This window comes from Bradyrhizobium algeriense, assembly GCF_036924595.1.
In the GTDB taxonomy this organism is placed as follows: Bacteria; Pseudomonadota; Alphaproteobacteria; order Rhizobiales; family Xanthobacteraceae; genus Bradyrhizobium; species Bradyrhizobium algeriense.
Map to the genome: position 1 here is coordinate 3,329,196 of NZ_JAZHRV010000001.1, position 23,011 is coordinate 3,352,206.

Annotated in this window: 18 protein-coding genes; 7 read left to right on the forward strand and 11 right to left on the reverse strand. The window is 63.4% G+C overall.

Annotated features, from left to right (window positions below):
- Positions 1-19: 19 nt before the first annotated feature.
- Together argS and V1286_RS16445 are read right to left on the reverse strand one after the other, a co-directional pair.
- Positions 20-1,813, reverse strand: coding sequence for an arginine--tRNA ligase (argS, locus tag V1286_RS16440; RefSeq protein WP_334480996.1), 1,794 nt, complete (start codon positions 1,811-1,813; stop codon positions 20-22).
- A 9-nt stretch (positions 1,814-1,822) separates the two neighbouring features.
- On the reverse strand, positions 1,823-3,031 hold the full coding sequence (locus V1286_RS16445; protein ID WP_334480997.1) for a deoxyguanosinetriphosphate triphosphohydrolase: 1,209 nt from the start codon (positions 3,029-3,031) through the stop codon (positions 1,823-1,825).
- Between the two features lie 122 nt (positions 3,032-3,153).
- Here V1286_RS16445 and erpA point away from each other — a divergent pair, with 122 nt between their 5' ends.
- Positions 3,154-3,483, forward strand: coding sequence for an iron-sulfur cluster insertion protein ErpA (gene erpA / locus V1286_RS16450; protein WP_108515995.1), 330 nt, complete (start codon positions 3,154-3,156; stop codon positions 3,481-3,483).
- 158 nt (positions 3,484-3,641) lie between these two features.
- On the opposite strand, the gene V1286_RS16455 is transcribed toward erpA, so the two are convergent.
- Positions 3,642-4,547 (reverse strand): LysR family transcriptional regulator, encoded by a 906-nt coding sequence (locus V1286_RS16455; protein ID WP_334480999.1) that lies wholly within the window; start codon positions 4,545-4,547, stop codon positions 3,642-3,644.
- Positions 4,548-4,658: 111 nt separating this feature from the next.
- On the opposite strand from V1286_RS16455, the gene V1286_RS16460 reads away from it, so the two are divergent.
- Both V1286_RS16460 and V1286_RS16465 read left to right on the forward strand, forming a co-directional pair.
- Positions 4,659-5,732, forward strand: coding sequence for a tartrate dehydrogenase (locus V1286_RS16460; protein ID WP_334481000.1), 1,074 nt, complete (start codon positions 4,659-4,661; stop codon positions 5,730-5,732).
- Positions 5,733-5,815: 83 nt separating this feature from the next.
- Positions 5,816-6,790, forward strand: coding sequence for a tripartite tricarboxylate transporter substrate binding protein BugD (locus tag V1286_RS16465; protein WP_417021150.1), 975 nt, complete (start codon positions 5,816-5,818; stop codon positions 6,788-6,790).
- A gap of 73 nt (positions 6,791-6,863) precedes the next feature.
- Here V1286_RS16465 and V1286_RS16470 read toward each other — a convergent pair whose 3' ends face one another.
- The 4 genes from V1286_RS16470 to V1286_RS16485 form a co-directional block, all read right to left on the reverse strand.
- Complete coding sequence (locus V1286_RS16470) at positions 6,864-7,418, reverse strand: hypothetical protein (RefSeq protein ID WP_334481001.1); 555 nt, start codon at positions 7,416-7,418, stop codon at positions 6,864-6,866.
- A 376-nt stretch (positions 7,419-7,794) separates the two neighbouring features.
- Positions 7,795-8,631 (reverse strand): amidohydrolase family protein, encoded by an 837-nt coding sequence (locus V1286_RS16475; protein ID WP_334481003.1) that lies wholly within the window; start codon positions 8,629-8,631, stop codon positions 7,795-7,797.
- A 17-nt stretch (positions 8,632-8,648) separates the two neighbouring features.
- A complete protein-coding gene (locus V1286_RS16480; RefSeq protein ID WP_334481005.1) occupies positions 8,649-11,774 on the reverse strand; it encodes an efflux RND transporter permease subunit in 3,126 nt (1,041 codons plus the stop codon).
- A 3-nt stretch (positions 11,775-11,777) separates the two neighbouring features.
- Positions 11,778-12,908: an efflux RND transporter periplasmic adaptor subunit gene (locus V1286_RS16485; protein ID WP_334481006.1), complete on the reverse strand. Its 1,131-nt coding sequence runs from the start codon at positions 12,906-12,908 to the stop codon at positions 11,778-11,780.
- A gap of 154 nt (positions 12,909-13,062) precedes the next feature.
- On the opposite strand from V1286_RS16485, the gene xth reads away from it, so the two are divergent.
- Both xth and V1286_RS16495 read left to right on the forward strand, forming a co-directional pair.
- Entirely contained in the window at positions 13,063-13,854 is a 792-nt protein-coding gene (xth, locus tag V1286_RS16490) for an exodeoxyribonuclease III (protein ID WP_334481007.1), read from the forward strand.
- Positions 13,851-14,339 carry a hypothetical protein gene (locus V1286_RS16495; protein WP_334481010.1) on the forward strand — a complete coding sequence of 163 codons (489 nt, stop codon included), beginning with the start codon at positions 13,851-13,853 and terminating at the stop codon, positions 14,337-14,339. Before xth ends, V1286_RS16495 begins: the two co-directional genes overlap by 4 nt.
- 189 nt (positions 14,340-14,528) lie before the next feature.
- Here V1286_RS16495 and V1286_RS16500 read toward each other — a convergent pair whose 3' ends face one another.
- Both V1286_RS16500 and ilvD read right to left on the reverse strand, forming a co-directional pair.
- Entirely contained in the window at positions 14,529-15,374 is an 846-nt protein-coding gene (locus tag V1286_RS16500) for a tetratricopeptide repeat protein (RefSeq protein WP_334481011.1), read from the reverse strand.
- Positions 15,361-17,085 carry a dihydroxy-acid dehydratase gene (gene ilvD, locus V1286_RS16505; protein WP_108516012.1) on the reverse strand — a complete coding sequence of 575 codons (1,725 nt, stop codon included), beginning with the start codon at positions 17,083-17,085 and terminating at the stop codon, positions 15,361-15,363. The genes V1286_RS16500 and ilvD overlap by 14 nt, the downstream gene beginning before the upstream one ends.
- An 895-nt stretch (positions 17,086-17,980) precedes the next feature.
- Here ilvD and V1286_RS16510 point away from each other — a divergent pair.
- The gene (locus V1286_RS16510; RefSeq protein WP_334481012.1) at positions 17,981-18,937 is read left to right on the forward strand and encodes a calcium-binding protein; all 957 of its coding nucleotides are present in this window, start codon (positions 17,981-17,983) and stop codon (positions 18,935-18,937) included.
- A 583-nt stretch (positions 18,938-19,520) separates the two neighbouring features.
- Positions 19,521-21,719, forward strand: coding sequence for a lytic transglycosylase domain-containing protein (locus tag V1286_RS16515; protein WP_334481013.1), 2,199 nt, complete (start codon positions 19,521-19,523; stop codon positions 21,717-21,719).
- A gap of 56 nt (positions 21,720-21,775) precedes the next feature.
- On the opposite strand, the gene V1286_RS16520 is transcribed toward V1286_RS16515, so the two are convergent.
- Positions 21,776-21,940, reverse strand: a complete 165-nt coding sequence (locus tag V1286_RS16520) for a hypothetical protein (RefSeq protein ID WP_247786312.1) — start codon at positions 21,938-21,940, stop codon at positions 21,776-21,778.
- 96 nt (positions 21,941-22,036) lie between these two features.
- Positions 22,037-23,005: a tripartite tricarboxylate transporter substrate binding protein BugD gene (locus tag V1286_RS16525; RefSeq protein ID WP_334481015.1), complete on the reverse strand. Its 969-nt coding sequence runs from the start codon at positions 23,003-23,005 to the stop codon at positions 22,037-22,039.
- Between the last annotated feature and the right edge of the window lie 6 nt (positions 23,006-23,011).

Consider the following 23,011-nt stretch of genomic DNA (forward strand, 5'->3'; position numbering starts at 1 on the left):
TGAAGGCCTTCGCCCCTGCCTACCGCATCTCGGTCGGGGCGTGGACGCCGAGAACGGCTAAGCCCGATGCCAGAACCGAGACGACGCCCTGAACCATCGCCAGTCGCGCCCTCGTGATCTCTGCATCATTAGTTATAATGAAGCGTAAATAGGGCAAATCCCGCCCTTTCGTCCATAACGCATGAAATTCACTGGCCAAATCATATAGATAAAACGCGATTCGGTGCGGCTCATGTGCCACCGCCGCAGCCTCGATTATTCTGGGATACAGCGCCAGCCGTTTCAAAAGGTCCAGTTCGGCCGGATCGGTCAGCAGGTCCACCGGGGCGTCCCCCAGCCAAGCCGACCGGGCGGCATCGTCCTCCGGCAGTTCTGGAACCACCTCACGGGCGTTCTTGAAGATCGAATGGCCGCGGGCATGCCCGTACTGGACGTAGAAGACGGGGTTGTCCTTCGATTGTTCGCGCACCTTGGCGAGGTCGAAATCGAGCACGGCGTCGTTCTTGCGGAACAGCATCATGAACCGCACAGCATCCGAGCCGACCTCGTCCACCACTTCGCGCAGCGTGACGAAATCGCCGGAGCGTTTCGACATCCGCACCTGCTCGCCGGCTCGCAGCAGCCGCACCAGTTGCACAACCTTGACGTCGAGCGCAGCCTTGCCGCCGCTGATGCCCTTCACTGCCGCCTGCATGCGCTTGATGTAGCCGCCGTGATCGGCGCCGAACACGTTGATTATGTCGAGGAAGCCGCGGTCGACCTTGTTCTTGTGGTAGGCGATATCGGCAGCGAAATAGGTGTAGGAGCCGTCCGACTTGATCAGCGGACGGTCGACGTCATCGCCATAGGCGGTGGCGCGGAACAGCGTCTGGATGCGGTCCTCGTAATCCTCGACCGGCTTGCCTTTCGGCGGCGGCAGGCGGCCTTCGTAGATATCACCCTTGGCGCGCAGGAAATCGATGGTCTCGGTGACCTTGTTGTTGCCGGTCTCGATCAGCGACCGCTCCGAGAAGAACACGTCATGCTTGATGTTGAGCGCGGCGAGATCACCCTTGATCATGTCCATCATCATGGCGATGGACTTATTGCGGACGATTGGCAGCCATGATGCCTCCGGCATCGCCTTCAACTTGTCGCCATGCTCGGCCGCCAGCGCCTGCCCGACCGGCACGAGGTAATCGCCGGGATAGAGCCCTTCCGGAATCTCGCCGATGATTTCGCCAAGCGCTTCCCGGTAGCGCAGGAATGCCGAGCGCGCGAGCACGTCGACCTGCGCGCCAGCGTCGTTGATGTAATATTCGCGCGTGACGTCGTAGCCGGCAAAGTCAAGCAGACCGCACAGCGCGTCGCCGAACACCGCACCCCGGCAGTGGCCGACATGCATCGGTCCGGTCGGATTGGCCGAGACGTATTCGACATCGACCTTGGCGCCGTGGCCGACCGCGCTTTTGCCGTAAGCCGCGCCTTCGCGCAGCATCGTGAGCAGTTCGCCCGCCCAGACCTCGGGCTTCAAAGTGAGATTGATGAAGCCGGGCCCGGCGACCTCGACGGAAGCCACCAGATCGTCGGCGCGCAATTTTTCCGCGATTTTATCGGCGAGTTCGCGCGGTTTTGCCTTGGCGTCCTTGGCGAGCACCATTGCGGCATTGGTCGCCATGTCGCCATGGCTGGCATCGCGCGGCGGCTCGACCACGACGCGGGAGAAATCGATGTCGGCGGGCCATTGGCCCTCGGCCGCGAGCGCGGCGCAGATCGCCTGCACGCGCACCAGCGCGTCGGCAAACAGATGTTGTGAAGCTGGCTTGTCGGACATGGCCGCCGCCTAACGCAAATCCGGGGTCGAGTCAAAAAGCCTTTGGTGCTCGATTAAGGCGAAACGGTCGGTCATTCCGGCGATGAAATTGCCGATCCGGCGGGCCCGCTCGCCCTCGCTCTCGCGCTCGGTGCCCTCGACCCATTCCGCCGGCAGGTCGTCCGGGGAGGTCTGGTAGCGCGCGAACAGGTCGAACAGGATCCCTTCCGCCTCGCCCATCACCCGCATGACGCGGTGGTGGCGGTACATATGCACTTTCAGGAACGCCTTGATCGCGGCTTCCTCCTCGGCGACCGCGGGCGGAAAGGCGATCAGCGGCTGATGGTGGTGACGGACGTCATGGGCCGATTGCGGCTTCCCCGCCGCAAGCCGCCTGCCCGCCTCCGACATGACCGCCCCGATCATGTAGGAAATCAGCTCGCGCACCAGTTCCGCGCCGCGCCTGGCGTCGTCGAGATTGGGATAATGCCGGTCGATCTCGGCGATGATCGCGGCCGTAAGCGGCATGACCTTCAAATCATCGACGCCGAACAGGCCGGCGCGCAGACCATCGTCGATGTCATGGGCGTCATAGGCGATATCGTCGGCAAAGGCCGCGGCCTGTGCCTCCAGCGAGGCGTAACTCCACAGCTCCAGATCGAACTTCTGATTGAAATCGGCGATGCCGACCGGAATCCCGCTTTCGCGGTACGGGCCGGCCGGGGCCCCGTCCGGCGCGGTCAGCGGGCCGTTATGCTTGACGATGCCCTCCAGCGTTTCCCAAGTCAGGTTCAGCCCGTCGAACTCGGGGTAGCGATGCTCCAGCGAGGTCACCACCCGCAGCGCCTGTGCGTTGTGGTCGAAGCCGCCATGGGCGGCGAGGCATTTGTCGAGCGCCCGCTCGCCGGCGTGGCCGAACGGGGGATGGCCGAGGTCATGGGCCAGCGCCAGCGTTTCGGTCAGATCCTCGTCGAGGCCGAGTTGCCGGGCCAGCGCACGCGCAATCTGCGCCACTTCCAGCGAATGGGTCAGCCGGGTGCGGTAATGGTCACCCTCGTGGAACACAAACACCTGGGTCTTGTGCTTGAGCCGGCGGAAGGCGGTGGAATGGATCACCCGGTCGCAATCCCGCCGGAACGGGCTGCGGGTTCGGCTCGGCGGCTCCGCAAACAGCCGGCCGCGGCTGGAATCGGGGTCGCAGCCATAAGGCGCACGGGGGGCAGCCATTCCGACCGACACGATTTTTTAGTCCTTATCCATTTGATTCCGCGAGATTACGCACTTAACTATGTCTGACCGGCCATACCAAGTATGGCCCACCATACCAAATGAATTGGGTATGACGGGCCGGAGAGCATGCCATGACTACTGCCATCACCGTCAGCGAGCGGGCCGCCCGCCGTATCGGCGAAATCCTTAAAGTCGAAGGCGACGGCGCCATGCTGCGCATCTCCGTCGAGGGCGGCGGCTGCTCCGGCTTCCAGTACAAATTCGACGTCGACCATGCCAAGGCCGAGGACGACCTTGTGATCGCGCGCGAGGGCGCGGTGGTGCTGGTCGATCCGGCCTCGGTGCCATTCCTCGCCGGCTCCGAAGTCGATTTCGTGGATGACCTGATCGGCGCCTCGTTCCGCGTGGTCAATCCGAATGCGACCGCGTCGTGTGGTTGCGGGACGAGCTTTTCGGTCTGAGAATCTTGTAGCCCGGATGCGGTTATCATTTCCCGCGAAGGTGAGCTATCCAGCGCGCCGCGGCCCATCCACGTCATTGCAAGCGCAGCGAAGCAATCCATAGCGCCACACGCGGAGACATGGATTGCTTCGCTGCGCTTGCAATGACGGTTGGCGCTCTACGCCTCCCGCGCGTAGCGCGGCAAGTCGGCTTTCAGCATCGCCAGCACGTCGTCGCGCACGGGATCGCGGGTTCCCCGCGCGAAGGCGGCGGCCAGCGGCAGCTTGTTCATGTCGGAGGCTGCAAGGCGGATGAAGCGGACGCCGCGCGTTGCCATGCGCGAGGTCCAGCGCGGGACGATGGCGACGCCCAATCCTGCGGAAACCAGATTGACGATGGTCTGTTTTTCATCGGCGATCTGGGCGACGCGCGCCTCGCATCCGGCTTCGGCGAACAGTTTCATGGTGAGATCATGGCTGTGCGGACGCGAGCGGCGTTCGGGCACGATCAACGGCGCGTTCTCGAGATCGGCGATGGTCACGCGCCTCCGCGTTGCGAGCGGATGACGCTCGGCGACCGCGACGACGGCGGTCTCGTGCAACAGGAACAGAAACTCGAGCCGCTTGTCGGGCCGCTCCGGCGGGCGCACGAAGGCGAGGTCGAGCCGGCCGGACAACAGACGCGGCAGCAGGCGGACCGTCTTCTCCTCGACCAGTTGCACGGTGACATCGGGCTGCCGCTTGCGGAAATCATGGAGCAGCCGGGGCAACAGGCCGGCGGCGGCGCTGTCGATGGCGCCGACGCGAATGATCGCGGCCCGTTTGCGGCCGCGCGTGCGAAAACGGCCGGCCAGCGCATCGGCCTGCGCCAGCAACGTTCGCGCTTCCTTCAGCAGCACGGCGCCATCGTCCGTCAGCGCGACGCTTCGCGTCGTGCGCGTCATCAGCCGCGTGCCGAGATCGTCTTCGAGCAAGCGGATGAAGCGGCCGAGCGCCGACGGCAGCATGTCGAGCCGCTGCGCCGCCCTGCCGAAATGCAATTCCTCGGCCGCCGCCACGAAGCAGCGCAAGTGATGCAGGTCCATCGGTCCTCCCGTTTCCGATTATATCAATTTTTTGTATAAACGCGAGGCAATTGCCTCCCCTCGTCCGAGGCCGCAAGCTCTCGCGCTGCAAGCTGGTTCAGGAAGATTTCGATGCGTGAATATTCAATCGCGGCAATTCCGGCCGACGGGATCGGTCCCGAGGTCATCGCCGCCGGCGTCACCGCGCTCGAAAGCCTGCAGAAGCGCCTGGGCGATGTGAAATTCAACGTCGAAACCTTCGATTGGGGTTCCGCCTATTACCGCAAGCACGGCGTGATGATGCCTGCGGATGCGCTCACCACGCTGAAGAAATTCGACGCGATCTACTTCGGCGCGGTCGGCGCACCCGATGTCCCTGATCACATCACGCTGTGGGGCCTGCGCCTGCCGATCTGCCAGGGCTTTGACCAATACGCCAATGTCCGGCCGACCAGGATCCTGCCCGGCATCACCTCGCCGCTGCGCCATGCCGGCCCCGGCGATCTCGACTGGGTGATCGTGCGTGAAAATTCCGAAGGCGAATACGCCGGCTGTGGCGGGCGGGTGCATCGCGGCCTGCCGGAGGAAGTCGGCACCGAAGTCGCCGTCTTCACCCGCGTCGGGGTCCAGCGCATCATGCGCTACGCCTTCAAGCTGGCGCAGTCGCGCCCGCGAAAATTCCTCACCGTGGTTACAAAATCGAATGCGCAGCGGCACGGCATGGTGATGTGGGACGAGATCGCCGACGAGGTCTCGAAGGAATTCCCAGATGTCACCTGGGACAAGATGCTGGTCGATGCGATGACGGTGCGGATGACGCTGAAGCCGCAGAGTCTAGATACCATCGTGGCGACCAATCTCCACGCCGACATCCTCTCCGACCTCGCCGGCGCGCTGGCCGGCAGCCTCGGTGTGGCCCCGACCGCGAACATCGATCCCGAGCGGCGCTTCCCTTCGATGTTCGAGCCGATCCATGGCTCGGCGTTCGATATCACTGGCAAGGGCATCGCCAACCCGGTTGCGAGCTTCTGGACGGCATCGCAGATGCTCGATCATCTCGGCGAAGCCGAGGCGTCGGCCCGGCTGATGCGCGCGGTGGAGACGGTCACGGGCGCGGGCATCACGACGCCCGATGTTGGCGGCACCGCAACGACGAAGGATGTGACCGAGGCTGTCGTGGAGGCGATCCATAGCTCCAACGTGTGACGGCCGGTCATCGGTCATGACGGATCGATCGTGAGGCAGAAAGCCCGCGAGACAAATCAGAACAAGAACCCAGGGAGGCGTTAATGCAAAAGAAGAAGACAGCCGCCATTGCGCTCGCATTCGCCATGGTCAGTTCCGCAGGCCTCGCGCAAAACTATCCGAACCGGCCGATCACGCTGCTGGTCCCGTTCGCCGCCGGGGGCGCCACCGACACGGTGGCGCGGGTGACTGCGCAATCGATGTCGAAACTGCTCGGACAGACGATTGTCGTCGAGAACGCCACAGGCGCCGGCGGCACCATCGCGGCGACGCGCGCCTCGCGCGCCGAACCGGACGGCTACACGATCCTGATCCACCACATCGGCATCTCCACGGCGGCGACGCTCTATCGCAAGCTCGCCTACGACACCAAGACGGCGTTCGCGCCGATCGGCCTCGTCACCAACGCGCCGATGACGATCATCGGCCGTCCCGACCTGCCGCCCAATGCGCTCGCCGAACTCGTCACCTACATCAAGGCCAATGGCGACAAGATGACCTTTGGCAACGCCGGCCTCGGCGCCGCATCGCATCTCTGCGGCTTGTTGTTCATGAACGCGATCGGCAAAGAAATTCTCACCGTGCCATACAAGGGCAATGCCCCCATCATGAACGATCTGATCGCCAAGCAGATCGACCTCTCCTGCGACCAGACCACCAACACCACGGGCCCGATCGCCTCGAAGCTGATCAAGGCCTATGCCATCACCACGAAGACGCGGCTGGCGTCGATGCCCGACCTTCCGGCTGCCGACGAGTCCGGCCTGAAAGGCTTTGAGCTCGGCGCGTGGCACGGCATCTATGCACCCAAGGGCACGCCCGACGACATCGTCCAAAAACTATCCAAGACACTGCAGGAAGCGCTGCGCGACCCCGATCTGGTGAAGCGGTTCAACGACATCAACACCGAGCCCGTGCCGCAGAACGAAGCGACGCCCGAAGCCCTGAAGGCGAAATTGATCAGCGAGGTCGATCGCTGGGCGCCGATCATCAAGGCGGCGGGCCAGTTCGCGGATTGAGCACTCATGCGCATGAGCAAAGCCGCGCCTCACGGCACCAAAGTGACGGCGGCGCGTCTGCGTGTAAGGCCTGCTACGTGCCGGGCGTTCTAACGACCAGTTTTATGTTGAAGAGATTGACGTCCTTGAACGGATTCGGCGCGCCTTCGATGGTGCCCGTGCCCTTAGCGTTCGCATAGGCACCCGTGCCCGAGAGGATCGTATATTCGCCGTTTGACCGGCCGTCTTTGACCGCGCCGGTGTAACGCGCCGTGATCGAGCCCTCCTCGAACGTGTAGGTGCTGTAGCCGTAGTAGGGTCCCGAGCCTTTGAGCAAGTCTGCGGAATGAACGAAATCTTTCACCCCGATACGGCCGTCCTTGAAGACGGTGACGCCAAAAAATTTGCCGGACAAGACCGTCTGTCCTTCGACGTTTGCTGCCTCCGTTACCTTGACATCGATAGGCTTGACGATGAGCTTGAACTCTAGCACCTGCTCTCCGGCTAGAGCGGTCGACGCCGCAATGGTCAGAGCTACGCTGGAAAGGAAAACGGCGAGAGACTTGCGCATGTGCTCCTCCTGCGTTTGCTGATGTGGAATGCTTGCCGTGCCTCGCCAGCGGCTGACGTTCCTGGGATTGTCCAGCATGCAGGCTCGGACACAATTATGGGTCTTGACGACGGAAGAAAGGTTCAGCCTCCTTAGCCCGTGACTTTCACCGGCAGGGAGCGGTTCCAAAAAAGTAATTCCACGGCAATTCTGGGCGCGGCAGCCAAATCCTGGGGCTTTGTCAGAAACCGGATAATGATGCCGTCAATGGCCCAAGAAAACCTCCGGGAACCTCCTGCGCCACTTTCGGCGATGAAACCTGCCCTCACAGCGTTGGAACCACAGCGCGCCTATCAGCGCCCCATAGAACGTCACCGTGCGTCTGATCACTTCGGGGTTTCGCTTCGACGATATCGCCGGATGCGAGCTTTTGGCTGCGCGCTTTGCGGATTGAGGCGACCTTCGCGCCTTGCGCTCAGCGCTCGCTGCCGAACAGCGCCTTCGCATTGCCATTGGCGATCTGCACCGCAATCTTCGGCGGCAACTGCGCGAGCCACGCCCGATACCCGGCGATGATGTCGCCGTAGCTCTGCCAGCGCTCGCTGATCCAGGTGTCGGAGCCGAGCAGGAAACGGTCCGGATAGCGCTCGAACAGCGCGCGCCATTCCGCCGTCAGCTTGCCGCTGCCGTCGACGATGCCGCCGCGGTAGGACAGTTCGCCCCACAGCTTTGGATATTTTGACAGCATTTCCGAAACGCGGTCGGTCGACAGGCCGAAGCCGGTATGGGCCCAGATGATGCGGGCGCGCGGGTTGTGGCGCATCAGGATTTCCACGGCGACATCATCGGCGTGGGCGTGCAGGTAAAGGTCGTGCTCAACAGCGAAATCGACAGTCTTCTTCACCCACTCGTTTTCGGCCGCCTTGCCCGAGATGTGGAATTCGCCGATGCCGCGGTAATAGCCGCGTTTGAATTCCTCCTGCACGAGGTCGAAAATGAAGGGATCGCCGAACCAGGTCTGGATGTCCGCGCGCACGCGGTAGGGCCTGATGAACGGGACGACCTGCAGGCCCTGCGGCTTGGCGTCCATCAGCGCATGCGTACCGGTGTTCGGGCGGCTGGTCGCGAGGATGCCGGTGACGCGGTGTTTTTTGAACAGCGCCAGCACTTCATCGACGCTGTAATGGGGTTTTGGCTCCCAATTGTAGTGCATATGGGCGTCGAAGATTTCGATTGGCTCGTCGGCGCGGGCCGGGCCGACGATGAACGCCAGCGCGATTAGCATCGCGACGCCCCGCGCAGCCGACCGCATCACGCGTCCAAACGTCATCATTCGGCGGCGACTACGTGCGGACGCTCGTCGCCCGCTTCTTCCAGTTGCGGTTCGAGCTTGCGACGCAGGCGGCGGTCGATGCGGTCGAGATAGATGTAGACGACCGGCGTGATGTAGAGCGTCAGCAGCTGCGACAGGCAGAGACCACCGACGACGGCGATGCCGAGCGGCTGGCGCAATTCGGCGCCGGCGCCGGCGCCGAGCGCGATCGGCAATGTGCCGAAGATCGCGGCAAATGTCGTCATCATGATCGGGCGGAAGCGCAGCAGCGCTGCCTCGCGAATGGCGTGCTCGGCGCTCAGGCCAACGCGGCGGCGCTCCAGCGCAAAATCCACCATCATGATGGCGTTCTTCTTGACGATGCCGACCAGCATCACGATGCCGATCATCGCAATGACAGACATTTCCATCCCGAACAGCATCAGGGTGAGGATCGCGCCGATGCCGGCCGACGGCAGGCCCGAGATGATGGTGATCGGGTGGATGAAGCTCTCGTAGAGAATGCCGAGGATGACGAAGGCGGCGAAAACAGCGGCGAGGATCAGGACACCCTGCCCGCGCAGCGAATCCTGGAACACTTGCGCGGTGCCGGAGAAGCCGGTGGCGATGGTCGCCGGAAGGTTCGAGGTCTGCTCGAGCTCGGTGATCTTGTCGACTGCGTAGCCCAGCGAATTGCCGGGCGCGAGGTTGAAGGAGATCGTCACCGCCGGCTGTTGGGCCTGGTGGTTGATCTGCAGCGGACCGACCGTCGGAACCAGTTTTGCCACCGCCGACAGCGGAATGGTCTGGTTGTTCTGGGTCTTCATGTAGAGCTTGGAGAGATCCGACGGATCGACCCGGAACTGCGGCTGCACTTCCAGGATGATCTGGTAGTCATTCGACGGCATGTAGATGGTGCCGACCTGGCGCGAGCCGTAGGCGTTGTAGAGTTGGTTACGCACCTGATCGACGGTGATGCCGTAGACCGCGGCCTTTTCGCGGTCGATGTCGACCGTCATCTGCGGATTCTTGATGTAGAGGTCGGTGGTGACGTCGAGCAGACCGGGCAGCTTCTCGATCTTCTCGCGCATCTCAGGCGCCAGCCGGTACAGCGACTCGGTGTCGCCGCTCTGCATCACGTATTGATACTGGCTCTTGGAAATCCGGCCGCCGATATTGAGGTTCTGGATCGGCTGGAAGAACGCCTGCATGCCCGGGATATCGCGGGCCTTGAGTCGCAGCCGGCCGATGATCGTGTTGAGGTTGTCGCGCTCCTTCTTCGGCTTCAGCGCGATGAACAGACGTCCGTAATTCGCCGTCGCGTTGGGCCCGCCGGCGCCGACGGTGGAGTTGATGTACTCCACCGCGGGGTCGGATCTCAGCACGCCGACCAGCGCTTGCTGCCGCTCCTTCATCGCCTCGAAGGAAGTATCGGTGGCGGCTTCGGTCACACCGATCAGGAAGCCGGTGTCCTCCTGCGGGAAGAAGCCCTTCGGCACGATCATGTAGAGGTAGACGGTGCCGCCCAGAGTGGCCAGCGTCACCATCAGCATCAGGAATTTCCGGGCCAGCACCCAGTCGAGCGTCCACTCATAGGCGCGCAGCCAGGATTCGAACATCGCCTCGAAGACGCGAAGCACGACATTCGGCCGCTTGGTCGCGTCATGGGCCCGCAGCACACGCGCGCACAGCATCGGCGTCAGGGTCAGCGACACGAAGCCAGACACGATGATCGCAACCGATACGGTGACGGCGAATTCGCGGAACACGCGGCCGACGATACCGCCCATCAACAGCACCGGAATGAACACGGCGATCAGCGAGAACGTGATCGAGATGATGGTGAAACCGATCTCGCGGGCGCCCTTCAGCGCAGCCTCGAACGGCCGCATGCCATGCTCGATGTGGCGGACGATGTTCTCCAGCATGACGATGGCGTCGTCGACCACGAAGCCGACCGAAAGCGTCAGCGCCAGCAGCGTCATGTTGTTGATGGAATAGTCGAGCGCGTACATCACCGCGCAGGTGCCGAACAGCGAAATTGGAACCGCCAGCGCCGGAATGAAGGTCGCGGACGCCGAACGCAGGAACAGGAAGATCACCAGGATGACCAGGGCGATCGCGATCAGCAGCGTCTCCTCGACGTCGGCCACGGCCTGGCGGATGGAAATGGAGCGGTCCATCAGCACGTTGATCGACACCGATGGCGGGATCTGCGCCCGCAGCACCGGGAACTTGGCCAGAATGGAATCGACCACCGCCACGGTGTTGGCGTCCGGCTGCTTCTGAATACCCAGCACGATGGCGCGCTCGTCATTCAGCCAGCTCGCAATCCGCTCGTTCTCGACGCTGTCGTAGATCCGCGCGACCTCGTCGAGCTTGACCGGGGAACCGTTGCGCCAGGCCACTACGATCTGGCGATAATCAATCGCCTTGTCCATCTGGCCCGAGGCCTGCAGCGCCACGTCCTGCTTCGGCCCGTTCAGCGTGCCAACGGGCGTCGAGGAATTGGCGCGGGACACCGCCGTCCTGATGTCCTCGAGCGACAACCCGCGGGCCGCAGCGGCCTCAGGGTCGGCCTGGACGCGAATGGCGAACTTCTGCGCGCCGTAGACACTGACCTGAGCGACGCCAGGAATCTGCGAGAGCGTCTGGCCGATGGTGATGTCGCCATATTCGTGGACCGCCGACAGCGGCAGCGTCGACGAATTGAGCACGACGAACAGAACAGGGAAATCGGCCGGGTTCACTTTGCGGAAGCTCGGCGGGATGATCATCTCGACCGGTAACCGGCGCTGCGCAATCGTCAGCGCAGTCTGCACGTCGAGCGCCGCGGCGTCGATGTTGCGGTTGAGATCGAACTGGATGGTGATGGTGCTGATGCCCTGCGACGAGTTCGACGACATCGAGGAGATGCCGGCAACCGTCGAGAGCTGGCGCTCGATGACGCCGGCGACCGAGGCCGCCATGGTGTCCGCGCTCGCGCCAGGCAGGGTCGCGGTGACGGCAATGGTCGGGAAATCGACCCGCGGCAGCGCCGAGACCGGCAGCAGGCGGAAGCCGAAAATGCCGAACGCGATGATCGACGCCGTGATCAGCGTCGTCATGACCGGCCGGCGGATACAGAGTTCGGAGAGCGTCATCGGTTACGCTCCGGCCTTTTTGGCCCGCGGCTCGATCCGCGTTCCGTCCGACAGCAGCAGCTGCCCGTCGACGACGACGCTTTCGCCGCCGGCGAGCCCTTCCGAGATCACCGACAAGCCCTGCGCGGTGCGGTCGACCTTGACCGGCTGGACCTTGGCGGCACCGTCCTTGACCACGAAGACGAAATTACCGCTCTGGCTGCGCTGCACGGCAACCGTCGGCACCACGATCGAATCCTCGCTGCGGATGATGAGCTTGGCCGCGACCAACGTCCCCGGCCACAAACTCTCGTTCTCATTGTTCATGATGCCGCGCACGGTGACCATGCCGGTGGCCATATCCACGGTGTTTTCGACCATCGCGATCTTGCCGGTCTCGGAGTGTTGGCGGCCCGGAATGGTCGCGGTGACGCCAGAGGCACCCTTGGCCATGGACTCGCGCAGATCCACCAGCACGCGCTGCGGAACCGCGAAGGTCACGTAAACTGGCGCCATCTGGTTGATGACCGCAAGCGGAGTGGTATCGGCCGGGCGCACGAAATTGCCGACCTTCACATTGGCGACGCTGATGCGCCCCGCGAACGGCGCGCGGATCGTGGTGTAGCTTTTCTGGACCTTCAGATTGTCGAGCGCAGCCTGATTGGCCTTGATGGAGCCGGCCAGGATGTCGGACTGCGTTTTAGCGTTGTCGACATTGACCTGCGTAGTCGCGCCCTTGCCGACGAGATCGGTGAAGCGGCGGAGGTCGCGCTGGGCACCCTCGAGCTGCGCATGGTCCCTGGCCAGCACGCCCTCGGCTTGTTCGATCTGTGCGTCGATCTGGCGGCTGTCGAGCGTGAACAGCAGATCGCCTTCGCTGACCTTGGCGCCGTCCTCGAAGTGCACCGCGACGATGGTGGTTTCCAGCCGCGATTTCAACGCCACGCTGGAGATCGGTGTCACCATGCCGATCGCGTCGACGTCGACGGGCATGGCTTTGCGCTCCGCCTTGGCCAGCTCGACGGATACCATCCGCGGCCGCTGCGGGCCCTGGGCGCTGCTGCTGCCGCCCATCCAGGAGGAGCGGGTGATGAAACCCGCCGCGGCAGCGATGCCGACCGCGCCGGCAAGAAGTATCAAGGTACGTTTTTTCATATTTTTTCACGCCCGCCAGTCCTAAAGGACGGGACGGTTCTCTCCTGCCCCTTGACGGCAATGATTGCGCCTTATTTCTAAACGGTTATCACAGCCTCGCTGCACATGGTATGCCACTGCCAGAAAATGTGTAGTTACAATCCCGAGCCATTTCATGCGCATTGCAACCTGGAACGTTAATTCGATCCGGCAGCGGGTCGACCATCTCCTGACCTGGCTCAGGGAGACCTCGCCAGACATCGTCTGCCTGCAGGAAATCAAATGCGTGGACGAGGCGTTCCCGCGGCTGGAGATCGAATCGCTCGGCTATAACGTCGTCACCCACGGCCAGAAGACTTTCAACGGCGTCGCGCTCCTGTCGAAGCTGCCGTTCGACGAGACCAAATCGGGCCTGGCCGGCGACGACGAGGACGCCCATGCCCGGTTCCTCGAAGGCGTGGTGACGCTGAAGACCGGCGTGATGCGGATCGCCTGCCTCTATCTGCCCAACGGAAACCCGCCGGATACGGACAAATATCCCTATAAACTCAAATGGATGTCGCGCCTTCTTGAGTATTCGAAGGAGCGGCTTAAAGCGGAAGAGCCGCTGGTGCTCGCAGGCGACTTCAACGTCATTCCGGCTGCTCGCGATGTCTATAACCCCGCGGCCTGGGCCAACGACGCGCTGTTCCGTCCCCAAACCCGCGAGGCCTTCCAGTCCCTCCTCGGCCTCGGGCTGACGGATGCGCTGCGCGCGGTGACCGACGAGCCAAACCTCTACACCTTCTGGGACTATCAGGCGGGCGCCTGGCAGAAGAACTGGGGCCTTCGAATCGACCATCTCCTGCTGTCGCCACAGGCCAGCGACCGCCTGACCAATGTCGGCGTGGACAGCTACGTGCGCGCCTGGGAGAAGCCGTCCGACCACGTGCCGGTGTGGGCGGATTTCGACCTGGAGACGGCTTGAGCGGGACAGGCGCGGCAATGGTGGCGATTCGGGATGCTGCGCCCGTAGACGCCGTCGCGGCCTGCCATGTCCTGAGAGAATCGATCTCCCGCTTATGCGTTGCCGATCACCGCAACGATCCGGCGATCCTGAATGCGTGGCTGGCCAACAAGACGCCGGATATCGTGGCCGCATGGGCACGACAACCTGGAAACTCGCTCCTGCTCGCCGTCGAGGGCGATGCGATCCTCGGGGTGGGATCCGTGACGGACGCAGGCGAGATCACGCTGAACTACGTGGCGCCCGGTGCACGATTTCGCGGCGTCAGCCGTGCCTGCTCAGCGCGCTCGAAGCCAGAGCGGTGGAGCGCGGCAACAGCCGCTGCGCGCTCACAAGCACCAAGACGGCGCATCGCTTCTATCAGTCGGCCGGTTATGTTGACGACGGAGTGCCGACAGGCAAATTCGGCACGAACGCCGGCTGTCCGGATTGTCGCTTCGCGGTAGCTGGGCAGATCATGCCAGTTTGTAGGTTGGGCAAAGCCACCGGGTCGCGCGAATGCGCGCCCAGTGACGAGCGCAACTGCGCTCGCACAGTGATGACAGGCTCCCACCACTCATGATCGATCCGGAAAGAAGGATGGTGGGCACGGCGCAAGAGCGCCTTTGCCCACCCTACAAATCGGCTAGCGCCGCTCAGTCCCGCTTGCCCTGCACCCAGTGCTCGAGCATCTGCAGTGCCGTGGCGCGGTCGTCGTCGGAGGCCTTGGCGAAAGCGCGGTTGTAGCTTTCGCGGATCCAGCTCTCGTCGGGGGCCGCATTGTCGCGCGCCAGCGTCAGCCACATCAGGCCACGGGCCGCCTGCCGCGGCAGCCGGTCGCCGTTGAACAGCATCTGGCCGAGCATCGCCTGCGCCTGATGCTGGCCCTTCTGGGCGGCCAGACCAAGCCAGCGCGCGCCGTAGCGGAAATCGTCCCGCGAGGCGTCCGGCGTCTTCAGGTAAAGCCGCGCCAGATCGTACTGCGCGTCGGCGTTGCCGAAATAGGACGCGGCATAGGAGAACATCTCCCGTGCGCGATCGGTATCGGGCTTGACCTTGGAATTCGGGATGCCGTTGAGGTAGTAGCGCCCCAGCGCCACGAAGGCGTTGGCGACGATCGTCGCCTGCGGCGCCGACGGGCTGTCCTCGGCATGCGCGTTGGCGATGCGGCTGAAATATTCGAAGGCGCGCAGATCGTCCTGGATGACGCCATTGCCATCGGCATACATCCGGCCGAGCTTCCACTGCGCGACGGGATGGCCACCCTCGGCGGCGTATTGCAGCGAAGTCAGCGAGGACGCGGCAACCGCAGTCGCCGTCGGCGCTGCGGGCGGGACCTTCTTCAGGGCCTGGGCCGTGACGGCTTGCGCGGCGGCGGGCTGGCTCCCCATGGGCAGCGTGGCGTCCGGCTTCACCGGCGCGCCATCAAATGCGAATCCAGGAGCCGCCACCGGCGTGGCCCCCAGCATCAACGCAAGAATGATACGCCTAGATGTCCGCATAACACTGTTTCTCGTGCGCACCGCCAGGATGGGTCACAGCCCCATCCACCGCCGGCCCAACCTGTTGGGCATATTTCCATAGCGCACCCGACGTGTGGTTAGTCTGTCGAGGCGCCCATTTGGTTTTACGTTCGGCGAGTTCGGCGTCGGTCAATTTTACGTTAAGGATTCCGACCTCGGCGTCGATCTCGATAATGTCACCATTTTGCAACAGGGCGATCGGACCGCCCACGGCCGCCTCCGGCCCGACATGGCCAATGCAGAACCCGCGGGTGGCGCCGGAGAACCGGCCGTCGGTGATCAGGGCGACCTTGCCGCCCATCCCCTGCCCGGTCAGCGCCGCCGTGGTCGAGAGCATCTCCCGCATGCCGGGACCGCCGCGCGGCCCCTCGTAGCGGATCACGATGACCTCGCCTTCCTTGTAGGTCCGCTTCTGGACCGACTCGAAGGCGTCCTCTTCGCGATCGAAGCAACGGGCAGGACCGGTAAATTTCAGCTTCGACATACCCGCGACCTTCACGATCGCACCCTCCGGCGCGAGATTACCCTTCAACCCGACAACGCCGCCCGTGACGGTGATCGGGTTGTCGGCGGACCGCACCACATCCTGGTGCGGATTCCACTTCACGCTTTTGAGGTTTTCGGCGATCGTACGGCCTGTGACGGTGATGCAATCTCCGTGGAGGTGGCCATTGTCGAGCAGCGTTTTCATCAGAAGCGGTATGCCGCCAACCTCGAACATGTCTTTGGCAACATAACGGCCCCCTGGCTTCAAATCCGCGACATACGGTGTCTTTTTGAAGATTTCGGCGACGTCGAATAAGTCAAACTTAATGCCGCACTCATGCGCAATGGCCGGTAGGTGCAGCGCAGCATTGGTCGATCCGCCGGAGGCCGCAACCACGGCGGCGGCATTCTCCAGCGAGCGGCGGGTGACAATGTCGCGCGGCCGGATATTGGCTGCGATCAGCTCCAGAACCTTCTCGCCGGCGGCCGAGCAAAACGCGTCACGAATTTCGTAAGGCGCTGGCGCCCCAGCCGAGTACGGCAGGGCCAGACCGATCGCCTCGGATACCGTCGCCATGGTGTTGGCGGTGAATTGTGCACCGCACGCCCCTGCCGAGGGGCAGGCCACCCGCTCGATTTCATCGAGGTCAGCGTCCGACATTTCGCCGACTGAATGCTTGCCGACGGCCTCGAACATGTCCTGCACTGTGACCTGCTGGCCACGGAAATTGCCCGGCAGAATCGATCCGCCATAAATGAAGATCGAGGGCACGTTGAGCCGGACCATTGCCATCATCATGCCTGGCAGCGATTTGTCGCAGCCGGCAAGCCCGACCAAGGCGTCATAGGCATGGCCACGGACGGTCAGTTCAACCGAGTCGGCGATGCATTCGCGGGACGGCAGCGACGAGCGCATGCCGTCATGGCCCATGGCGATCCCATCGGTCACGGTGATGGTGCAGAATTCGCGCGGGGTGCCGCCGGCGGCCGCGACGCCCTTCTTGACCGCCTGCGCCTGGCGCATCAACGAGATATTGCAGGGCGCGGCCTCGTTCCAGCAGGACGCGACGCCGACGAAAGGCTGGTGGATCTGCTGGGTGGTCAGCCCCATCGCGTAGAGATAGGACCGATGGGGCGCGCGCTCCGGCCCCTCCGTCACGTGACGGCTCGGCAACCTCTTCTTGATGTCGGTTTTGGCGTCCATCCGCGAAACCTGTTTTCCCCAGCCATCTCGTGTCGGTCTCGGGAGCAATTTCCCGTCGCCTTCACCGGTGCTGAGGCCAATCAGCTATGAAAGAAATGGTTTCATGGAGGGGTGTGGCCAAAAAGCGGCGCAAGCAAGAGGCGGGCGGGGTGGTTAACCAAATGTTCGCTTACTGTTGCGGTCACGCAACAATCGTGGCCCGGCGGCAACCTTTATTTGGCTTTATCGAAGCCGCCCCCGCCGCCCGCTTCGACTGGCCTCCATTGCGAGCGCCGGTCACAACCTGAGGGCGATCGATGGAGAAGTTTCTCCAACGCGAGATTCGCGCACGTCATCGCGCGGCCAAACCGAATTTGCGACAACCCACGCGCCGCCGAGAATCGCAAGATGCGATTTGGAATCGCAAGATGCGATTCGAATCACATCCCTGCAGCAGCCGATCGTGAGAATCGCGATTGCGCCCACTGAAAATTACAACGCCTGACATCAATCGTGTTCGAAGGGGATCGCGTCATTTTTGTGCGGCCGGCACTTTTTGCGCCAGCTTTCGCCACGTGACGACGCGGCCTATGACACGCGCGGTCAGTGGACTTATCGTTCAGACGCAAGACATAACAACGTCGTGCGCGATTTGTCGCAGAGGTTTTGATTGCTGGCGGAAGCGACCGCTGCGCTGAAGACGGATCGCAGGGATGCCTTTCGCGTCACCATATTGCCCCTACCCTGCGCAAATCCGCCGCGTGCAGGTCCAGTCACGGGCCCGTTTTGCTGTTCTTCCTTCGATGCGGGTGAGGAGTCACGCCTCACGTCTTGCCCGCGCGCATCACTTCACGATTCCCAAAATCCGTGGTGGTCGTTTGTAGTTCGTGAGGCCTCTGAGTAAGAGGTTTGAATAATGGCACGCTTCAATCTGAACGGCTTCCTCGACAACAGCCGCTTCGAGGATTTCTTCGCTAGGTTCGGCGGCGGCAGCTCCGACCATGATCATCTGAACGGGACAACCGGCAACAACATGTTGTCCGGGGGTGCCAAGGAAGACACGCTCGCAGGCATGGCCGGCAACGACACGCTCAATGGCGGCTCCGGCGCTGACAAGGTGTGGGGCGGCTCGGGCAATGACAACCTCTCGGGCGGCTCCGGCGCCGATCTTCTCGTCGGCGGCTTCGGCGCCGACCGGATGGATGGCGGCACCGGCAACGACGTGTTGCTCAGCCGATCGGATGCCGGCGAGATGGTCGCGGCACAGGACGGCACGACGCAGATCTTCGCTGAAGAAACCGCCGCGTTCAAGGCGGTCAACGACACCCTCACCGGCGGCGCTGGCGGCGATACCTTCCGCTTCGAAGGTATGGTGAACGCCAAGGACGAGATTGTCGCCAAGCACGTCAATGCCGACGGCACCATCGACTGGGTTGGCGTGACCGGCGAGAACGGCGCCACGCACGATCACTGGGTCGACGGCTTCGGCAACGACGTGATCCGCGACTTCAATCGCGCCCAAGGCGACAAGATCGAAATCTCGGCGCACACCGCCGAGGTCAAGTCGATCGAGCACAAGGACAGCAACGGCGACGGCAAGAACGACTACAGCGTGATCACCGTCATCAGCCAGCAAGGCAACGCCGGCGCCCATGACGAGGATCTGCTCGGCACCATCACGGTCTACGGCAACCTGGTGAAGCAAAGCGACATCAATGTTACCCAGACGGTATATGGCGCCTACGAGAAGGTGGGCGAACTCAACGGCGCGCACTTCGAACTGGAGGACGACGGCGTGCTAGCTGGTGGCGGCACCGACGGCGGCCACCACAATGAAGCGACGGCGATGGCCAACATGGCCATGTACGGCTAAGCCGAAAACAACAAGGCACGATCACGGACAAGGGCCGCCTCCCGGCCCTTGTCCTCCAGCGTCCGGTGTCGATTCAATCATCACCGGGCGCTGGACTGCGTGGATGGGTCCCACTGCTCGCGCGCCGCTGGGTATCGATCGCGTAGCCGCAAGAGCGCAGCGATATGCGGGAAACTTCGAAAATCCCGGATGTCGCGGAGCCTGTCATCACTGTGCGAGCGCAGTTGCGCTCGTCACTGGGCGCGCATTCGCGCGACCCGTCGTCCGGCGCACGATAGCGACATTCGCTTCTCCACGTGCGCATAGCGGCTAATCCGCCGCTTCGTCCGCGGTCGAAGCGATGCCACGCGCCGCTATCTGGCGTAAGCCTTGGAATTCCTTATTGGCACGACTGCGCGGCGTTACGCCGGGAACTGTTGGGTTCCATTCCCATTCGCCTCATTTTGCACGCGTTTGTTGCCTTGAAGTGACAATTGCAAATCTTGGGTTGTGGCATCTTTCGAACAGGTCAAGGCCACAAGCATCGTGCGATCTCTTGGCTTTGACGGCGTTTGTGACGTGGGTTTCGCAGGGGGACCATGGAATGAACCGGTGCTTACGCTCGCTGTCTTGTTTTTTCACGGTAGCTGGGCTCGCCCTCTTCTCGACGGATGCGACCGCGCGGGCCAGCCATAAGCCACACACCCAGAAGGCGCACGAAGCGACCAGGAAGTCGCACGTGAAGGAGGCTCATCCTCATCGCAGCGCTGCGTCCGGGAAACGCCGGCACGCCAAACACGCTTCCGCACAACGCAAGCCGAAGCCGTCGAAGGCTTCGCCTGCTCCCAGCGAGGCCATAGCTCCGCTGACGGGCGATCTTGCGCTGGTGAAGGAAGCCATCGATCTCGCGCGCAAGGCAAAGACCGAAGAGGCGACGGCCATAAGGAACAGGATCGCGGACCCGGCGGCGCAGAAGCTCGTCGAGTGGTTCATCCTGCGCCACCCGGCGACGACCGCGACTTTCAGCCGCTACGCGGCGTTCATCGCCGCCAAACCGGAATGGCCGAGCACCGCGTTGCTGCGCCGGCGCGCAGAGGCGCGGCTGTGGGAGCAGCGCAGCGATGCGGCGACGGTCCGCGGCTTCATTGGCGATCGACCCACAAGTGCCAAGGGCAAGTTGGCGCTGGCGCGCGTGCTGCTCGCAGAGGGTGATCGGGACGGCGCGGCTCGGCTGGCCCGCGACGCATGGCGATCGGACGAATTGTCGGAGCCCCTGGAGGCCGCAGCGCTCGAGACGTTCGGCGATCTTCTAACCCGCGACGACCACCGTGCGCGCATGGACAGGCGCATCGGCGCCAAGGACCTCGCCGGCGCGAAGCGCGCCGCGAAGCGCCTCGGCGACGACGAGCTTGCGATCGTGAAGGCCTGTGCCGCGGTCAAGGGAAAAGCGGACAAGGCGCTGGATGCGCTCGACGATGTCGCAGCCGAGGCACGGCAGGATCTCGGCTACACCCTTTGCCGGATCCAGTGGATGCTCGCTCAAAACCGCATTGACGATGCGGCCCGCCTGATGCTGGCCGCGGCACCAGAGACCATGGCGCTGCAGGACACCGATCAATGGTGGCGCGAGCGGCGCATGCTCGCCCGCAAGCTGCTTGATCAGGACAAGTTCCAGACCGCCTACGATGTGGTCCGTCCCGCCGCCGCGCCGGACAATGAATATTACCGCGCCGATGTCCACTTCATGTGCGGCTGGATCGCCTTGCGCTATCTCGACGATCCCGCCACCGCCGCCCGGCATTTCGCCCACATCGATGAGGGACAGGCCAATCCGATCGTGCTGGCACGGGCCAACTACTGGCGCGGACGCGCGGCCGAAGCCCTTGGCCAGACGGATGCGATGCGTGCGAGCTATGAAGCGGCCGCCCGCTACCCGACCGCCTATTACGGCCAGCTCGCGCGCGCCAGGCTTGGCCGCGGCCAGATCGAACTGCGCGCGCCCTCGCCCGTTCTCGCGTCCGCCGATGCTTCGGCCACGGACGAACGCGTGCGCGCCGCCGACATGCTCTACGAGATCGGCGAACGCGATATCGTGCTCTATTTTGCCGCCGATCTCGGCGAACAAAGCTCTGATGTTGCTCTGCTCGAAGCGCTCGGCGAACTCACCGGCCGCCGCAACGACGCCCGCGCGATGCTGCAGGTCGGAAAGCCCTCGCTCGGCCGCGGACTGCCGCTCGACCATTATGCCTTTCCCACCATCGGCATTCCGCCGCACCGCCAGCTCGCCCCCGAAATCGAGCACAGCATGATTTATTCGGTGGCGCGCACGGAGAGCGCGTTCGACCAGCGCGACAAGTCTGCGGCGGATGCGGTCGGCCTGATGCAGGTGACGCCGGAAGCGGGACGCGATACCGCCAAGCGCTTTGGCATCAGCTATGACTGGGACCGCATGGTTTCCGACCCGGTCTACAACACGCAAATGGGCGCCGCCGAACTGAGCGCGCTGCTGAGCGAATACAAGGGCAATCACATCATGACCTTTGCCGGCTACAACGCCGGCCGGGGCCGGGTGCGGGACTGGGTCAAGGCCCATGGCGATCCGCGTGACCCCACGGTCGACGCGGTCGACTGGGTCGAGCGGATTCCGTTTTCCGAAACGCGAAACTACGTCCAGCGCGTGATTGAGAATTTGGCGGTCTACCGCGTGCGGTTTGACAACGACCCCGCGGTGACGTCGAAGGTCGACCAGCGCGTCGTGACGCAGGAGGTGAATGCGGCGCCGCTGCCGGCCGCCGGCCGGTGAAGTTGTGACGGGGCAGCCACGATTGGTCGCCGCACACTCACCGATCCATCTTCACACTATTTCTTTCCGGGCGCGACCGGCGCAAGGTCAGCATCGTTGGTCACTTCTTTAACCCCGCCCAATTGCCCGCCGGTGAGAATGAATGCCGCGGCAGCCACTGCGATGATTCCGCCGAGAATGAGCCCGATTGTGCCCTTCCGTCGGTTGTCATTGTCAGCCATTGTGCGCTCCGTATACGTGTAAGAGCGCTAACGTCCGTGCTAACGGTAGGTTCCCGGTCCCCGGTCTTGCACATTCGTCCGCGTGCGCATCCGGGGCTAGTCCACCTTGACGTTGGCGGCCTTGATCATCGGCCACCATTTTTCGATCTCGGTCTTCTGCCAGGCGCCGAGCGCTTCGGGCGTGAGCTTGTCCTTCGGCGGCATCTGCAGACCGAGGTTTTCGAGCTGCTTGCGCACGGCCGGATCATTCAGGGCGTCAACTGCCGCGACATTCAGCTTTGCGACGACGTCCTTTGGCGTGCCCTTGGGCACCCAAAGGCCGGACCACAGCGTCATGTGGAATCCGGGCAACCCCGCCTCGTCGACGGTCGGAATGTCGGAGGCGGATTCCACGCGCTTGCTGTCGGTGATGGCATAGGCGCGGATGTTGCCGGCGCGCACCTGCCCGATCGAGTTCGAAGTCTGGTCGACGATCAAATCGATCTGGCCGGCGACGAGATCGTTCATTGCGGGGCCGGTGCCGCGATATGGCACGTATTGCAGTTTGACGCCGGCGACGTTCTCGAAATAGAGCCCGGCGATGTGGCTTCCGGAGCCCGCGCCCGCGGTACCGGCCGTCGGCGGCGCTGGCTGCGCCTTCAGCCAAGCGATGAATTCCTTCAGCGATTTCGCCGGGACCGCGTTCTTGCTGACGATGATCATCGGGTTGCTCGGCAGCAACGCGACCGGTTCGAGATCGGTGACGAGATCGTAGCCGAGCTTGTAGATCGCGCCGTTGGCAACGTGGGTGCCGAGATGGCCGAAACTGATCGCGTAACCGTCAGGCGGCGAGCGTACCGCACGGCCGACCCCAACCGATCCGCCCGCCCCTGTCACGTTCTCGACCAGGACCTGCTCGCCGAGCGTGGCCTTCATGCGCTCGGCGAGAATCCGCGCCATCGCATCCGACGGGCCGCCGGCGGAGAACGGCACAATGATGGTGATGGGACGCGATGGAAAGTTTTGCGCGGCCGCGGCGCCGCCGAATGCCAACACTGCAATCGCGGCCAGAATGATCTTTCGCATCTCATG

What these genes read in the sequence shown, in the direction of transcription:
- V1286_RS16470 (WP_334481001.1), bottom strand. Translation starts at nt 7,418, where the DNA reads ATGCTGGACAATCCCAGGAACGTCAGCCGCTGGCGAGGCACGGCAAGC.
- V1286_RS16525 (WP_334481015.1), bottom strand. Translation starts at nt 23,005, where the DNA reads ATGCGAAAGATCATTCTGGCCGCGATTGCAGTGTTGGCATTCGGCGGC.
- xth (WP_334481007.1), top strand. Translation starts at nt 13,063, where the DNA reads ATGCGCATTGCAACCTGGAACGTTAATTCGATCCGGCAGCGGGTCGAC.
- V1286_RS16500 (WP_334481011.1), bottom strand. Translation starts at nt 15,374, where the DNA reads ATGCGGACATCTAGGCGTATCATTCTTGCGTTGATGCTGGGGGCCACG.
- ilvD (WP_108516012.1), bottom strand. Translation starts at nt 17,085, where the DNA reads ATGGACGCCAAAACCGACATCAAGAAGAGGTTGCCGAGCCGTCACGTG.
- V1286_RS16455 (WP_334480999.1), bottom strand. Translation starts at nt 4,547, where the DNA reads ATGGACCTGCATCACTTGCGCTGCTTCGTGGCGGCGGCCGAGGAATTG.
- erpA (WP_108515995.1), top strand. Translation starts at nt 3,154, where the DNA reads ATGACTACTGCCATCACCGTCAGCGAGCGGGCCGCCCGCCGTATCGGC.
- V1286_RS16515 (WP_334481013.1), top strand. Translation starts at nt 19,521, where the DNA reads ATGAACCGGTGCTTACGCTCGCTGTCTTGTTTTTTCACGGTAGCTGGG.
- V1286_RS16460 (WP_334481000.1), top strand. Translation starts at nt 4,659, where the DNA reads ATGCGTGAATATTCAATCGCGGCAATTCCGGCCGACGGGATCGGTCCC.
- V1286_RS16520 (WP_247786312.1), bottom strand. Translation starts at nt 21,940, where the DNA reads ATGGCTGACAATGACAACCGACGGAAGGGCACAATCGGGCTCATTCTC.
- V1286_RS16510 (WP_334481012.1), top strand. Translation starts at nt 17,981, where the DNA reads ATGGCACGCTTCAATCTGAACGGCTTCCTCGACAACAGCCGCTTCGAG.
- V1286_RS16485 (WP_334481006.1), bottom strand. Translation starts at nt 12,908, where the DNA reads ATGAAAAAACGTACCTTGATACTTCTTGCCGGCGCGGTCGGCATCGCT.
- V1286_RS16480 (WP_334481005.1), bottom strand. Translation starts at nt 11,774, where the DNA reads ATGACGCTCTCCGAACTCTGTATCCGCCGGCCGGTCATGACGACGCTG.
- V1286_RS16465 (WP_417021150.1), top strand. Translation starts at nt 5,816, where the DNA reads ATGCAAAAGAAGAAGACAGCCGCCATTGCGCTCGCATTCGCCATGGTC.
- argS (WP_334480996.1), bottom strand. Translation starts at nt 1,813, where the DNA reads ATGTCCGACAAGCCAGCTTCACAACATCTGTTTGCCGACGCGCTGGTG.
- V1286_RS16475 (WP_334481003.1), bottom strand. Translation starts at nt 8,631, where the DNA reads ATGCGGTCGGCTGCGCGGGGCGTCGCGATGCTAATCGCGCTGGCGTTC.